Genomic DNA, 14,418 nt, shown 5'->3' with positions numbered 1-14,418 from the left:
CATGAGTCGCAATTGCGCCCGATTACCGCGCATGAATGACACGATCGTTCATACCCCCGACGATGACGCTTATGTTGTACTGGCTCGTCGTGTCTTTCCAGGTGTACTGGCTGTGCCCTTCCGATGCCTTGAGATTTCGGCCGTCCGGCGTGACGGCTTCGTGGGTGGACAACTGCGGGATGCGCAATGAACTGGGGTCGGCGCCATGGGCGAGAGGATCGCCGAGGTCGGCGACGAGGTCTCCGTCTGCCTCAAGGTTGTAGAGGTGGCCACCCGCGACCTGGATCTTTCCCGGATCGCTCGTTCCGATGCCAGGTGAACCGAACACGACCGCGTCGTCCACTCCGGTCTTCTGCTGAAGTGCCAGTCCGGTGGTGAGTGAGCCGTAGGAGTGGCCGAGGGCGGTCAGGTGTGCGTCCTTCTCCCGCATCGCATCGATGCCGTTCAGAAATGGAGCCAGCCGGTTCGCGCCGTCGCGGGCCCGTTTTTCGCTGCCTGCTTCCAGAACTTCGCCGGAAGTGTTCGGGGGCTCGTATCCCAGCCATGCGACTGCCGCGACAGTGCCGTCGCCGGTCTTGTTGAGCTCCCGGGTAGTACTGGTGCGCAGTTCGTCCATATCGCTGACATAGTCTCGTAGGTTGCCGTTGACAGTAGAATTCATGCCTGGGGTGCAGACCGCGACATGGTCGGCAGTGTCCATGTCTCCGATTCCTACCGCTGCTTTGGCGCGCTCGCCTGACATATCCACAGCAACAGCTGTCGATCACCCATGCGCAGGATTCTTTCCAGTTCTTCGATGGATTCCAGTTTGGCTCGGATCTTGTTCAGTTCCGCACGCCACACCATTTCCCTGAGTTCCGCGAACTCGCCGCCGCGCTCCCTGGCCTCGCGCGACTTCGCTTCCACTTCAGCGAGTTGGCGTTCGAGCGCGGTCCTCTCACCAGGCAGTCTCGCGCGGTTGGCGGCGTCTCGCGCGGCGGCGGGCACGCCGTCGAGGTTGCCGATCCAGTCCGGGTGCTCCTTGATGATCCGCTGCTTCTCCATGTCAGACAGCGCGTCCCACCAGCCTGCGTTGTCGAACGGTGAGCCGCCCTGCGGCGGCCCTGAGACCGACAGGCCACCACGAGCCGTCCCTGCCTGGGCCGCGCTGGTCAGGCCATGTGCGTCGCCGTCGAGAGTTTGGCTTGTTCTCGCGCGGTTGACGACCGTGGTCAGGTCTTCGTCGATCGCGTTCGCTCGGCGGATCACCGCTTCGAGACTGGTGCGTCGAGGTCGACGGCTCGCAGCTGGGTGCTCAGGTCGTTGGCGGCTTTCGACGACCGTCTCAGCGCGTCGATCACCACCGCCTAGGTACTCATCCCGATCTTCCTCCCCGGTAGTCGGTTGGTCACACTCTGACGCAACCGGGACCGGCTCGGAACCCGAGAACCCCCAACTTGAGTAGTCATACGCACGAGGGCCACTGTCCAGTTGGACGGTGGCCCTCATGTTCGGCGTAGAAGTGTCAGGCGTTGCCGTCGAAGAGGCTCGTCACCGAGCCGTCCTCGAAGACCTCCTGGATCGCGCGGGCCAGCAGCGGCGCGATCGACAACACGGTCAAGCCAGGGAACCGCTTCTCGTCGGGGATCGGCAGCGTGTTGGTGAAGATGACCTCACGCGCCTTGCAGTGGGCCAGCCGCTCCGACGCCGGGTCCGACAGGATGCCGTGCGTCGCCGCGATGACCACGTCTGACGCGCCAGCTTCGATGAGGGCCTCGCAGGCCTTCACGATGGTGCCGCCGGTATCGATCATGTCGTCGACCAGCACGCACAGTCGGCCGGACACCTCACCGACCACGCGGTTGGCCACCGCTTCGTTCGGCTTGAGCGGGTCGCGGGTCTTGTGGATGAACGCGATCGGGCGGTCACCCAGCTGCGTCGCCCACTTCTCCGCCAGGCGCACACGGCCCGAGTCCGGCGAGACCACCGTGATGTCCGCCGAGTCCCCGTAGGTCTTGGAGACGTGCTCGGCCAGCAGCGACTGCGCGAACAGGTGGTCAACCGGTCCGTCGAAGAAACCCTGGATCTGCGCGGTGTGCAGGTCGACCGTCATGATCCGGTCCGCGCCCGCCGTCTTGAACATGTCCGCGATCAGCCTGGCCGAGATCGGCTCGCGGCCCTTGTGCTTCTTGTCCTGCCTCGCGTAGCCGTAGAACGGCATGATCACGGTGATCCGCTTGGCCGACGCGCGCTTGAGCGCGTCCACCATCAGCAGCTGCTCCATGATCCACTGGTTGATCGGACTCGTGTGCGACTGGATCACGAACGCGTCCGTGCCCCGCACCGATTCGTTGAACCGCACGAAGATCTCGCCGTTGGCGAAGTCGTACGCCGCCTGCGGCGTGATCTCCACCTTCAGCTCCCGTGCCACTTCCTCGGCCAGCTCCGGGTGAGCACGGCCGGAGAAGAGCATCAGGTGCTTCTTCGGTGTCCCGGATTTGGCGTTCATGGCTGCTGCTCCTCGACTTTTTCTTGTGCGGCCAATGCCGCTTGCGCCGCCGCGGTGCCCGGGCGGCGGTTGACCACCCAGTTCTCGAGGTTGCGCTGCGGACCGCCGGAAACTGCGAGCGCACCCGGTGGCACGTCCCGCCGGATCACGGTGCCGGCGCCGCTGTAGGCGCCGTCGCCGACCGTCACCGGAGCCACGAACATGTTGTCGCAGCCGGTGCGGGCGTGTGAGCCGATCGTGGTGCGATGCTTGCTCACACCGTCGTAGTTCACGGTGACGCTCGCCGCACCGACGTTGCTGTACTCGCCGATGGTCGCGTCACCGATGTACGACAGGTGCGGGATCTTGGTTCCCGTCCCGATCTGGGAGTTCTTGACCTCGACGAACGTGCCGATCTTGCCCTTGTCGCCGAGCGCTGTGCCCGGTCGCAGGTAGGCGAAGGGACCGACGGACGCGCCCGTGCCGATGACCGAGTCCGAGCCGTGAGTACGGATGACTTTCGCCCCCTCGGCCACGGTCACGTTGGTCAGCGTCGTGTCGGGACCAATGGTGGCGCCCTCGCCGACACTGGTCGAACCGCGCAGTTGGACGTTCGGCTCGATCAGCACGTCCCTGGCGAGCGTCACCCCGGCGTCCAGCCAGACGCTGCCGGTATCGATGACCGACACACCTTCACGCATCCAGCTTTCCAGCAACCTGTGGTTGAGCTCGGCGCCCAGCCGGGCCAGTTGGACGCGGTCGTTCACGCCCTCGACCTGCCAGGAATCGACGCACACCAACGCACCGACCCGGCGGCCGTCGCCACGCGCGATGCTCAGCACGTCGGTCAGGTACAGCTCGCCCTGCGCGTTGTCCGTCCGCAGCCGGGACAGGCCGTCGCTGAGCACTTCGGCGTCGAACGCGTAGATGCCCGAGTTGATCTCGGCGATCTCCAGCTGGTTCTCGTCCGCGTCCTTGTGCTCGACGATCGCGGTCACGCCGCCGTCCGCGTCGCGCACGATCCGGCCGTAGCCGGTCGGGTCGCCGACGACCGCCGTCAGCACCGTCACCGCGTTGCCGGACGAGGTGTGCTCGGCCAGCAACGCCGAAAGCGTTTCGGTCTCAAGCAACGGCACGTCGCCATAGGTCACGATCACTGTGCCGCTCAACGAGGGCGGCAATTCGGACAAGCCGCACGACACCGCGTGTCCGGTGCCTTTCTGCTCAGCTTGCACCGCCGTGGTCACCTTGCGGTCCAGCGCGGTGGTGAGGCCTTCGAGATGCTCGGTCACCGCCTCCCGGCCATGGCCGACGACGACGACCAGATGCTCCGGTTCGAGCCCGGCGACCGCGCGCACGGCGTGCTCGACCAGCGGTCGGCCCGCGATCGGGTGCAGCACCTTCGGGGTCGACGAACGCATCCGAGTGCCTTCGCCTGCGGCGAGTACAACGGTGCTGAGCTGGGCGTTCCCACCCTGGGGCATCAGCGATCTCCCTGCGGAATCCGTACGGATAACACCAGGTAACGATCCTACGTTGCCTCTGGCATGACCCACGCGGGGTCGTCTACAACTCGCCCCGACTGTGCGGTGTCGGTGCTCATCGTGACGGCCGCGACTCCGTTGCCACCACTGCGTTTCGCTTCGTACATGGCCGCGTCGGCGCGGGCGAGGGCACGCGCTGCGGTCTCGTTCTGACGCAGCGCGACCACGCCGACGGACAAGGTCACACCGTGGGAAAGATCATGGGGGAGCTTGGAGACGGCCCTGACCGCGCGGTTGAGCGCGGCCTCCGCGGCGTGCAGCGGCGCACCGGGCAGCAGGACCACGAACTCGTCGCCGCCGTAGCGCGCGACCATGTCCCCGCCGCGCAACGCGTCCCGGACCGTGCTCGCGACCACGCGCAGCACGTCGTCGCCGTCGGCGTGGGAGAACTGGTCGTTGACTTCCTTGAACCCGTCCAGGTCCACGAGCGCGAGCGCCATCGGGTGGTTGTCGGCTCGTGCGGAGAGCGCTTCCAGCCGTTCGTCCAGCGCGCGGCGGTTCGGCAGTCCGGTCAACGGGTCGTGCATCGCCTTGTGCTCGGTCTCGCCGTGCTTGCGCGTCAGCCGCTCGTGCTCGCGGCGGGTGTTCAGCGTCGCGATCCGTGACTCGCGCATGTCCCACAGCTGGGTCTCGAGCTCGTGCGCGTAGCTCTCCAGTGCGCTCATCGTGCGTTCGCCACCGTCCGGACCGGACAACCGGGCGAACTCGCGGATCAGGCACAGCCGCAGCGTTGGCTCGGACGGGTCGTCCTCCAGCGCGGTGCGGGCGTCGGCGAGCACTTCGACCGCCTCGTCCACCAGCCCGGTCTGTTCGAGGCACCGAGCGAGGGCGATCGCTGTGATGATCAGCTCACGGGCGTACGTCGCGGTCGGTTTGATCTCGAACAGCCGCTCGACGTGATCCGGCGACGGGTCCGCGAGCGCCAGCGCGGAGGCGATCACGGGTACCTGCTCGGCGGCGGACTTGTCGGTCTGGCGCGGGAAGAGCGACTCGCGGAACGGGCCTTCGACGGCCTCCGAGATCGCCGCGGCGGTCTGGAACTTCTCGTGCGCGGTCTCGGACTGGTCCACGCGTTCCAGCCGCAGGCCCCAACCGACGAGCATCCGGATCCGGTTGATCAGGTGGACCGAGATCTGGTGCGGCGCCGGGGTGTCGCGGATGTACCGGCTGGCGCGGTTCATCGCCTGGTCGGCTTCCTCGTACACGCCGAGTTGGGTGAGCACCAGGCCGATGTCCATCAGCGTGGACGCCACCAGCACGTTCCACGCCCGCCTGCTGAGCGTGCCGTCCGGGATCAGCGGGTCGTCCAGCATCGCCAGCGCGATGGCGGCCTGGGTGAGCGCCACGTCCTCGGCGCCCGCCATCAGCATCAGGCGGCCGAGCAGCGCGTGGGCGTCGGCCTCCAGCACCAGCAGGCCGTGCCTGCGGGTGTGCACCATCATCTCTTCGAGGAACGGCTGGGCGGTGCTCGCCTCGCCGGTGGTCACCAGGCGGATGGCGACGGCTGAACGCAGGAGCTGGGCGACGATGCGAGGCTCGCCCCGCTGCTGTGCTTCGGCCAGCATGCTGTCGACCTCTTGCACGTTCTGGACCTGCTCCGCGTGTCCAGCGCTCTGAGTGATCGCCAACAACTCACTGGCGCGACCGACCAGCCACGCGTCGGACTTCTCATCCAGCGCGGGCGGGTGCCCCTCGTCCGACTCGCTGCGCAGCGGTGCACCCCCTGCCCATCAACCGTTCAACCTTGACCGCTCCGCCGCCAGGGATCGAACCTGGACCATCAGAACCAAAATCTGAGGTGCTGCCTTTACACCACGGCGGACCAGAGCCGGTGAGGGCTCACGGTGGGACATCGTCGCACGAGCGGGGTTGGCGAGCGACAGACCCCCGGTGGATTTTCTCCCCGGGTACTACCCGAACGGGCGTTAGCAGCGTCACAGCGGGTATTCCCAGTGTCGTGGTAGACGATCGAATTAACGGTTGGCGGGGTGGCGCGGCGCCGTCCAGGCAACCTACCCTGTCGTAAGTTACGACATCGTAGGTAAGGCTGACCTAAGTCACGCGTGAGGTGTGCGAATGACAACAACCCTCGACAAATCCGAGGACCAGGAGGCTTCGGGCAGCGGTCCGCGGCCGCTGTTCGAGGGCCAGCGGAATCTGGCGACGCAGATCGCGGTGTACGTGTTCATCCTGGTGCCGTTCGCGGCGCTCATCGCGGCCGTCCCGTTGCTGTGGGGTTGGGGGTTGAGCTGGCTGGACGTCGGCCTGTCGCTGTTCTTCTTCTACTTCAGCGGCCTCGGCGTGACCGTCGGCTACCACCGGCTGTTCACGCACAACTCGTACAAGGCCAAGCGGCCGATGCGGATCATGCTCGCGGTGATGGGCAGCATGGCGGTCCAGTCGCCGCCGATCACGTGGGTGGCCGACCACCGCAGGCACCACGCGTTCTCCGACCGTGAGGGCGACCCGCACTCGCCGTGGCTGTTCGGCACGTCGCCGTGGGCGCTGGCGCGCGGTTTCTGGCACGCGCACATGGGCTGGATCTTTGAGAACAATGTCACCAACAAGCAGCGCTTCGCGCCCGACCTGATGGCCGACAAGGACATCGTCCGGGTCAACAAGCTGTTCATCCCGCTCACCGTCGCCACGTTCCTGCTGCCCGCACTGATCGGCGGCCTGGTGACGATGTCGTGGTGGGGAGCGTTCACGGCGTTCTTCTGGGCCGGGTTCGTGCGGGTGGCGATCCTGCACCACGTGACGTGGTCGACCAACTCGATCTGCCACATGATCGGCGAGCGCCCGTTCAAGAGCCGCGACAAGGCGGCCAACTTCTGGCCGCTGGCGATCCTGTCCTTCGGCGAGTCGTGGCACAACCTGCACCACGCCGACCCGACCTGTGCCCGGCACGGTGTGCAGCGCGGCCAGATCGACACCTCGGCGCGGCTGATCTGGATCTTCGAGAAGTTCGGCTGGGTGTACGACGTGCGCTGGCCGACCGAGCAGCGGCTGGCCCGTTTGGCGGTTGGCAAGGACTGAGCTGGCTACTGTAGGCCGGTGCGACGTAACGAGGCAGGGCCGCCGACGCGGGTACGGATGACCGGGACCCAACGTCGGCGGCAACTGCTCGACGTCGCTCGGTCGTTGTTCGCCGAAAAGGGCTTCGACGGTGCGTCGGTCGAGGAGATCGCGCACCGCGCCGGCGTGAGCAAGCCGGTGGTGTACGAGCACTTCGGTGGCAAGGAAGGCATCTACGCGGTGGTGGTGGACCGCGAGATGGACTACCTCCTGTCGGCGATCACCGAGTCGCTGTCGGAGGAGATGCACCCCCGCACGCTGCTGGAGCACGCGGCGACGGCGTTGCTGGACTATGTGGACACGTCGACCGACGGGTTCCGGATCCTGGTGCGGGATTCACCGGTGGCGAGTGCGCACGGGACGTTCTCCAGCCTGCTGTCGGACATCGCCAGCCACGTCGAGCACATTCTGGGCGTGCACTTCTCGTCACGTGGTTACGACGCGAAACTGGCCGGGTTGTACGCGCAGGCCTTGGTCGGCATGGTCGCGTTGACCGGGCAGTGGTGGCTGGACGTCCGCAAGCCGCGCAAGTCGGACGTGGCGGCGCACCTGGTCAACCTGGCGTGGAACGGCCTGTCCCACCTGGAGCACAAGCCCAAGGTCCACCGATAGTCGCACGACGGCGGTTGGCGTGGGACACTGAGGTGAAGCCGAGATTGGAGGTGGAGCGCATGTCCGCAGCTCTGCAGCACCCGATGATCGGCCCGTACACCGTTGAGGAATGGCTGGCGCTGGACCCTCCGGTCGACGGGTCGCGCCTCGAACTGATCTTTGGATACCTCCACTTGACTCCCGCACCTTCCGGCGAACACCAGTTCGCGTCCTCGCGATTGGTCCGACAGATCGAGGACGCCCTTGACGAGGCAGGGCGGACCGGCCTGTACGTGGTTCCGGCGGTGAATGTGCGGATCTCCACGGCGTGGCGGACGGCACTGATTCCGGATGTCGTCATCCTGAATCACGAGCCCTCGGGTGCGAGCTTCGCGCCCGACGCACTGGAACTCGCTGTCGAGATATGGTCTCCCGGCAACACTCGGGCGGAACGAGACACGAAACTCGCTGGTTACGCCAATGCTGGTGTTCCGTTCGTGTGGATCATCGAACAGGATGATCTCCGTGGGCTTCGGTTGACCGCTCATCGTTTGACGGACGGGCAGTACGTGGGTGAGAACGTCCTTGAGGGCAAGGAATCGGCGGCAGTCACGGCCGGGCCGACGCCGATCACGCTGGACCTCGCGAAACTCCAGTTCTGAGCACCTTGGCCGGTCGCTGCGCCTGCGAGGGCAAAGTTCAGCTGGCCCTGCGGGAGTTCTTCACATCGACGACCACGCGCAACCTAGGCGGGTGCGGGGTGTCCTTGCTGTGCTTGGGTGAATGATCCCGGTCGGCTGCCGGAATCTCGAACGCCGGTGTGCTTGGTCCTGCTTCGTGCTTGGCCATCTCCGTGGTCCCCTCGGACGCGATCCGGTTCAGTTGAAGATTGAACCAATAAGGCGAACCTACTCCGTGCCGCAGCCTTCAGCACTGACGAGTTTGACATGAAAGTGTCATGCGCCAAGGGAATATCAGGCTAGTCGCCGCGGAGCAGTGCCTGCTTGTCCGGTTTTCCGCTCGGGGCAAGTGGGACCGAGTCGACGAACGTGATCGTCGTCGGCACGCTGTCCGTGCCGAGTTCATCGCGGACCACTGTGGACAGCTCGACCGGGTCGGGTTGCCTGCCTGGCCGGGGGATCACGAAGGCGTGCAGCACCTCCTCCGGGCCGAGCACGTACGCCTGGTCGACGTCCGGGTGGGTGGCCAGTGCTCGTTCGATCGGACCGGCGTACAGCGGGTAGCCATTGACGATCACGACGTCGCGGGCGCGGCCGGTCAGGTGCAGCCAGCCGTCCCGCAGGACCCCGAGGTCTCGGGTGCGGATCCAGCCGTCGACCAGGATTTCCGCTGTCTCGGTCGGGTTTTCCCAGTACTCGCGCATCATCCACGGTGTGCGGGCCCAGATCTCGCCGTCGCGGATCTCGATCTCCGCGCTGCCGTGGGGTTTTCCGACTGTTTCGTCGTGTCCGGCGGCGATGTCCGCCGGGGTGGTGATGGTCAGGCCGTTGGTCTCGCTCTGGCCGTAGTGGTGGTAGATCACGGGCCCGATGCGGTCCATCGCCTCGCGCAGCCGGTGCGGGGCCAGCGGCGAGCCCGCGACGATCATGCCTCGCAGGCTGCTTAGGTCAACCGGGTTGTCCCGCAACGAATCCAGAATCGCGTACAGCCGGGGCACGTTCATGATCGTGAACGTGATCCGCAGGTCCGCCAGCACACGGGGAAAGTCCAGTTCCTCCGGGATCACCGCGGTCCCGCCGTGCAGCAGGCACAACGCCAGGTAGTCCTGCACCACGACACTCGCCAGGCTGCCGAACAGCAGATAACGGTCACAGGCCGCGGCCATCGCCGTGGTCGCGGTGTCCCAGCTGTCCGGATTCCACGTGTAGTGCGCGGAAAGCGCCTCGTAGGTCTGCGCGCACGCCTTCGGCAGGCCCGTGCTCCCGCTTGTGTAGACCAGGCGGGCCACGTCGCCAGGCCGCGAGGTCAGCAGCAGCGGCTCGTCGTCGGTTTCCAGCAGGTCCGGCAGTTCGGCGTCCGTGACGGTCAGGTCGAGACCGCCGCTGAGGATGTGGTCGAGCTGCTTGTCGCTGAAGCCCGGCCGGATCCCGACGACCCGCGCGCCCAACGCCCATGCGGCCAGGTACGCGGCCAGTGCCTCCGGCGTCACCGACGTGGTCATCGCGACGCCTGAGCCGCGCTTGACGCCCGCCGCGCGCATCCCGGCGGCGATCCGGCTGGTCAGGCGCAGCAGGTCGGCCCTGGTCACTTCGCGCGACCCGTGTTCGACAGCGATTCGTGACGGTTCGGTGCGCAGTGCGGCGAAGACCGCGTCCGGGAACGACATGGACCTCACCTTAGTGATCGGCACGCCGGGAAAGCCGGAGGAAAGCACCCGCCTGCACCATGCCGCCCGGGGCCGAGGAGGGGAGTCACCACCATGTCGTCGTTCAAGGTCGACGAGGCCGGGCTGGACAAGTTCGCGGACCTGGTCGACCGCTCAGCCGCCGACGCGGAGGCGGTCAGGCAGTACTTCGAGCGGCAGGCCGGAATGGACTGGAACGCCATGACGCCGGGTGTCGCGCAGGAAGGCGTGCTGTTCGGTTATCTCGGCAGGTCGCACGGGATGGTCAAGGCGGAGGCCACCGCCCGGATGAACCAGCTGTGCCGCATCGTGGTCAACTCCGCCGGGAACGTGCGGCTCGCGGCCGACTGGTACCGGCAGACCGACAGCGAGACGGAGGCCTCGCTGGACGCCACGTACCCGGTCGGCACAGCGCCGTACCCGCCCGAGGACACCGCGGAGGTGGGCGTCACCGACGCGGCGTACGCGTTCCAGGACCTGGCGGAGCCGGAGGACGAACTGACGCACCCGGACCCGGCGGTCCTGGTGCCGAAGGCCTCGCAGATCGACTGGCTGGTGCACACCATCGGTGACGGCGTCAGCATCGCGTACTACCTGCGCCGGTTCCTGAAGGACACTTTCGGCGTCGACCCGGTCGACGAGGTCGTGAAGCTGTTCAGCGGTGACTGGGAGGCGTACGGCGGCTGCGCGGTCGTGTGGCGCAACTGCCAGTCCGCGCTCCTGGCCATGGCCGAGAACCTGCACTACTCGGACGCGGGGCTGACACAGGTGTGGGCCGGCAACGCGGCAGACAACGCGATCGCGTTCTTCCAGCAGTTGCGGGTGGCGATGCTGGCCGAGGCCGAGTTCTTCGATTTCCTGTACCGGACGTATGTGGAGTACGTCGACATCGCCTTCCACGCGCAGCAGGTGCTCAACGACATGCTGAACACGATCATCGACCAGGTGCTCGGCCTGCTCGCCATGGCCGGGTTCGCCGTGTCCACCGGCGGTGTGTCACTGGGCGCGACCAGTTCTCTCGCGGCGACGCTGCTGAAGATCTGGGAGGCGATCGGCTACGTGGTCTCGATCTGCACGTTCGTGGTCGACGTCGTCCGGCTCGGCGAGATCATCGGCTCGATCGCCGACCTGCCCGACAAGATGCCGGTTTCCCTGTTGGACAAGCTCGGTCTGCCCGAGGACGTGAACGCCGGCTACCAGCACCCGGGAGTGGTGTAGGCATGGACGAGACGACACGACGGCAGTTGGACGCGGTCCTGCGGCAGATGGCCGCCGGGCCCGACAAGCTGCTCGCCGAGATGGCCACGCAGGTGCGGTCCGGCCGGATGACGTTGCGCGAGGCCGCGTCCGGCTCGGCGTACCGGGAGATCTTCGTGACCGCGGCCCAGCACGTGACCGAGGCCATGCGTGGCACGAGCCATGAGGACCTGGTGCGTGCCGCGAACCAACAGCCGGTCGACGAACCACCGACACGGCGCGAGCCGGAGCCGGTGGCCGACGACGGCTTCGACGAGCCGATCATGCGCGCGGCGCCACCGACGCGGGACAACCGCTGGTCATCGTGACGGCAGACCGAGCTCGGCGAAGATGACAGTGGCCCGTTCGGCTTCACCGAGGCCCGCGTACGCGCGGGCTTCCTCGTAGCGGTCGCCGATCGCCGTGGCGATCGCGCAGGCGGCTTTGTGGTGCTGTACCGCCTCGGCGGCGCTGCCTTGGGCGTGGTGCAGTTCGGCCAACGCGTTCGACACCTGCGCCTGCAGTTGCCGGTTTCCCATGGTGACGGCAGATTCCCACGCTTCGCGGTAGTGGCCGAACGCGCGTTCGTGGTCGCCGAGCCTGCCGAAGGCCGCGCCGAGGAAGTATCTGGCCTCGCCTTCGGCCAGTTGGTTGCCGGAGTCCTTGACGACGATCAACGTCTTGTGCAGCAAGGCGATTGCCTCGTCGTAGTGGCCGGTGTCCACGCGCAACGCGGCGAGGTGGCACAACGCGAACGCCTCGATCTGGCCGTTGGCGGTGGCAAGTGCCTCGTCGAGGAGCACGGCCGCTCGCCGGTGGTCGCCGAGCCGCCGGTACATGTCGCCGAGGTTGGTCAGGATCGCCGCGGTGTGGCGGTCGGGACGCAGGACCAACGCCTGCTCGTAGTGGTCGGCCGCTTCGCGGAACCTGCTGGTGAGCGCGTAGGCGAGACCGAGGTTGTTCAGCACGGCGGCCAGTGCGGAACGGTCGTCGAACGACTCGTGCGCACGCAACGCCCGTGTCAGGTGATCGATGGCGATGTCGTTGTGCCACAGGCGGAGGTGTGCGACCCCAAGTCTGGTGAGCGCGGCACCGGCGGCGGCGCGATCTCCGCGCTGGTCCGCTTCAGCCAGCGCCAACCCGTGCAACGTCAGAGCTTCGTCGTTGTATCCGCCGTTTTCCAGGTAACGCCAAAGGATCGGGGACAGGCGCGCGGTGTACGCCGGTTGGTCCGGCCCTGCCGCGGCCACCAGGTTGGCGCGCTCCGCGTCGAGCCACCGCACGGCGTCGTGACGATCGGCCAACCGCACAGCCTCCGCGACGGGCACGGGGATCTGGGGCCGCGCTTCGTGTGGCGAGATCAGATCCATCGCCGTCGCCGCCATGTGCAGGTACCAGTCGAGCAGGCGGGCGACGGCTTCGGATCGTGTCGGCTCGGCCAGCTCGACCGAGTACGCGCGCAGCAGGTCGTGGACGTGGAAACGCCGGGCAGGCAACGGTTCGACGAGGTTCGCGCGAACCAGGACGTCGAGCGAGCGCTGCGTCTCCCGCACCCCCTGTCCGGCCAGCGCGGCCAGTGCGTGCAGGCTGACATCCGGGGACACGCCGGACAGCCGGAACAGCCGGGCAGCGTCCGGCGGGAGGTGGCGGTACGACCACGAGAACACCGCGCGGACCGCGGTCCGCGGGTCACCGCCCGCGTCGAGCAGGTCCAGTGTGTTCTGTTCGGCGACGAGGTCGGCGACGTCGCTGCCCCGACGGGTCGAGATCAGTTCGGCCGCGATCCGGATCGCCAGCGGCAACCGGGCGCACCGTTCCGCCAGTGCGGCCGTGGCCTCGCGTTCGGCGTCGACGCGGCTCCCGGCGACCGCGCGGATCAGGTCGAACGCCTCGCCGGGCGTGAGCCGGTCGAGATCCACGCGGTGCGCGCCGTCCCGCGCGACGAGCCCGGCCACCGTGTCCCTGCTGGTCACCAGTACGAGACAGGACGGCGATCCGGGCAGCAGCGGCCGCACCTGGTCGGCGGACGCGGCGTTGTCCAGCACCAGCAGGATTCGTTTGCCGTCCACCAGGGTGCGCAACCGGGCGGCTCGCTCGTCCTGGTCGGCCGGGACTCCGGCGCCGTGGACACCCAGCGTGCGCAGGAGACTCGCCAGCACATCCCGGGCGGGCAGGGGTTTCTCCGGTCCGTGGCCCCGCAGATCGACGTACAGCTGGCCGTCGGGGAACTTGTCCCGGTTGCGGTGAGCCCAGTGCACGGCCAGGGTCGTCTTGCCGACGCCCGCCGTGCCGGTGATCGCGACGATCGGCGACGAGGCGGCCACCGAGTCCAAAGTAGATAAATCGGCCGCGCGCCCGGTGAACTCCCCGGTCACATGCGGCAGCTGGGCGGGCGCGGTGAGCAGCGGCCCGAGCGGCTGCCCGGCGAGGATCCGCTGCTCGATCCCACGCAGTCCCGGCCCGGGTTCCACACCGAGCTCGTCGACGATCACCGCACGGGCCTTGCGGTACACGGCCAGCGCGTCGGCCTGCCGTTCGCAGCGGTGCAGCGCTGTCATCAGCAGTCCGTGCAGCCGTTCACGCAACGGATGCGCTTCGACCAGAGCGGTGAGCTCACCGACGATCGCGGCGTGCCTGCCGCATCCCAGTTCGGCCTCGTACAGCGTCTCGGCTGCGACCAGTCTGCGGTCGTTCAGCCGTCGCGCCTCACCGGCCAGCACCGGCACGTCCAAACCCTGATACGGCTCGGTACGCCACAGGCCGAGCGCGTCGCGCAGCAACTCGGCAGCGCGGCGCGGATCGGCCGTCACGAGCGCGGTGGCCTCGTCGGCCAGTGACTCGAAGCGTTCGGCGTCGAGCTCGCCGGGCAGTACTCGCAGCTGGTAGCCACCAGCGCTGAACGACACGCGATCGGGATCGTCAAGAGCCCGGCGCAGCTTGTGCACGTGCAGGTGCAGTTTCTGCGGCGTCCGGTCGTCCACGGCGTCGTTCCACATCGCGTCGGCCAGCGTGCTGACCGGGACCGGCCGGTTGGCCCGGGCCAGCAGGACGCCGAGCAGCGTGCTCCGCAGCTGTCCGCCCATGGCCACGCGACCGGTGCCGGTCCGGATCGCCACCGGCCCGAGTACCTCGAACTTCAC

General features: G+C 67.5%; 12 protein-coding genes and 1 tRNA gene. 5 read left to right on the top strand and 8 right to left on the bottom strand.

The window, feature by feature from the left end; translation table 11 throughout:
- Window positions 1–22 precede the first annotated feature (22 nt).
- The 6 genes from ALI144C_RS30455 to ALI144C_RS30430 form a co-directional block, all read right to left on the bottom strand.
- On the bottom strand, window positions 23–700 hold the full coding sequence (locus tag ALI144C_RS30455) for an alpha/beta hydrolase (protein ID WP_076990637.1): 678 nt from the start codon (window positions 698–700) through the stop codon (window positions 23–25).
- Window positions 701–711: 11 nt separating this feature from the next.
- Window positions 712–1,248, bottom strand: a complete 537-nt coding sequence (locus ALI144C_RS30450; RefSeq protein WP_076990636.1) for a hypothetical protein — start codon at window positions 1,246–1,248, stop codon at window positions 712–714.
- A 256-nt stretch (window positions 1,249–1,504) separates the two neighbouring features.
- A complete protein-coding gene (locus ALI144C_RS30445; protein ID WP_076990635.1) occupies window positions 1,505–2,488 on the bottom strand; it encodes a ribose-phosphate diphosphokinase in 984 nt (327 codons plus the stop codon).
- Entirely contained in the window at window positions 2,485–3,951 is a 1,467-nt protein-coding gene (glmU, locus tag ALI144C_RS30440; protein WP_076990634.1) for a bifunctional UDP-N-acetylglucosamine diphosphorylase/glucosamine-1-phosphate N-acetyltransferase GlmU, read from the bottom strand. The genes ALI144C_RS30445 and glmU overlap by 4 nt, the downstream gene beginning before the upstream one ends.
- Before the next feature lie 47 nt (window positions 3,952–3,998).
- On the bottom strand, window positions 3,999–5,594 hold the full coding sequence (locus tag ALI144C_RS30435; RefSeq protein WP_237774389.1) for a GGDEF domain-containing protein: 1,596 nt from the start codon (window positions 5,592–5,594) through the stop codon (window positions 3,999–4,001).
- Between the two features lie 168 nt (window positions 5,595–5,762).
- Window positions 5,763–5,833, bottom strand: a tRNA-Gln gene (locus ALI144C_RS30430).
- 254 nt (window positions 5,834–6,087) lie between these two features.
- Here ALI144C_RS30430 and ALI144C_RS30425 point away from each other — a divergent pair.
- The 3 genes from ALI144C_RS30425 to ALI144C_RS30415 are packed head-to-tail and all read left to right on the top strand — an operon-like array spanning window position 6,088 to window position 8,339.
- A complete protein-coding gene (locus ALI144C_RS30425; RefSeq protein ID WP_076990632.1) occupies window positions 6,088–7,047 on the top strand; it encodes an acyl-CoA desaturase in 960 nt (319 codons plus the stop codon).
- Between the two features lie 57 nt (window positions 7,048–7,104).
- Window positions 7,105–7,698, top strand: a complete 594-nt coding sequence (locus ALI144C_RS30420; protein WP_076990631.1) for a TetR/AcrR family transcriptional regulator — start codon at window positions 7,105–7,107, stop codon at window positions 7,696–7,698.
- 59 nt (window positions 7,699–7,757) lie between these two features.
- Entirely contained in the window at window positions 7,758–8,339 is a 582-nt protein-coding gene (locus tag ALI144C_RS30415) for a Uma2 family endonuclease (protein ID WP_076990630.1), read from the top strand.
- Between the two features lie 317 nt (window positions 8,340–8,656).
- On the opposite strand, the gene ALI144C_RS30410 is transcribed toward ALI144C_RS30415, so the two are convergent.
- Window positions 8,657–10,024, bottom strand: a complete 1,368-nt coding sequence (locus ALI144C_RS30410; protein ID WP_076990629.1) for a class I adenylate-forming enzyme family protein — start codon at window positions 10,022–10,024, stop codon at window positions 8,657–8,659.
- Window positions 10,025–10,117: 93 nt separating this feature from the next.
- Between ALI144C_RS30410 and ALI144C_RS30405 the strand changes: the two genes are divergently transcribed.
- Entirely contained in the window at window positions 10,118–11,260 is a 1,143-nt protein-coding gene (locus ALI144C_RS30405) for a hypothetical protein (protein ID WP_076990628.1), read from the top strand.
- A gap of 2 nt (window positions 11,261–11,262) precedes the next feature.
- Entirely contained in the window at window positions 11,263–11,607 is a 345-nt protein-coding gene (locus tag ALI144C_RS30400; RefSeq protein ID WP_076990627.1) for a hypothetical protein, read from the top strand.
- Here the strand turns inward: ALI144C_RS30400 and ALI144C_RS30395 are convergent.
- Window positions 11,599–14,418, bottom strand: coding sequence for an AfsR/SARP family transcriptional regulator (locus tag ALI144C_RS30395; protein ID WP_076990626.1), 2,820 nt, complete (start codon window positions 14,416–14,418; stop codon window positions 11,599–11,601). The genes ALI144C_RS30400 and ALI144C_RS30395 overlap by 9 nt on opposite strands.

The organism is Actinosynnema sp. ALI-1.44, assembly GCF_001984155.1.
GTDB lineage: Bacteria > Actinomycetota > Actinomycetes > Mycobacteriales > Pseudonocardiaceae > Kibdelosporangium.
Note: the sequence above shows the minus strand (reverse complement) of the source record. Positions and strands in the feature narration are given on the sequence as shown.

Bases quoted from the DNA above. Each gene is read 5' to 3' on its own strand.
- glmU (WP_076990634.1), bottom strand. From the start codon at position 3,951: ATGCCCCAGGGTGGGAACGCCCAGCTCAGCACCGTTGTACTCGCCGCA.
- ALI144C_RS30400 (WP_076990627.1), top strand. From the start codon at position 11,263: ATGGACGAGACGACACGACGGCAGTTGGACGCGGTCCTGCGGCAGATG.
- ALI144C_RS30420 (WP_076990631.1), top strand. From the start codon at position 7,105: ATGACCGGGACCCAACGTCGGCGGCAACTGCTCGACGTCGCTCGGTCG.
- ALI144C_RS30410 (WP_076990629.1), bottom strand. From the start codon at position 10,024: ATGTCGTTCCCGGACGCGGTCTTCGCCGCACTGCGCACCGAACCGTCA.
- ALI144C_RS30445 (WP_076990635.1), bottom strand. From the start codon at position 2,488: ATGAACGCCAAATCCGGGACACCGAAGAAGCACCTGATGCTCTTCTCC.
- ALI144C_RS30405 (WP_076990628.1), top strand. From the start codon at position 10,118: ATGTCGTCGTTCAAGGTCGACGAGGCCGGGCTGGACAAGTTCGCGGAC.
- ALI144C_RS30415 (WP_076990630.1), top strand. From the start codon at position 7,758: ATGTCCGCAGCTCTGCAGCACCCGATGATCGGCCCGTACACCGTTGAG.
- ALI144C_RS30425 (WP_076990632.1), top strand. From the start codon at position 6,088: ATGACAACAACCCTCGACAAATCCGAGGACCAGGAGGCTTCGGGCAGC.
- ALI144C_RS30455 (WP_076990637.1), bottom strand. From the start codon at position 700: ATGGACACTGCCGACCATGTCGCGGTCTGCACCCCAGGCATGAATTCT.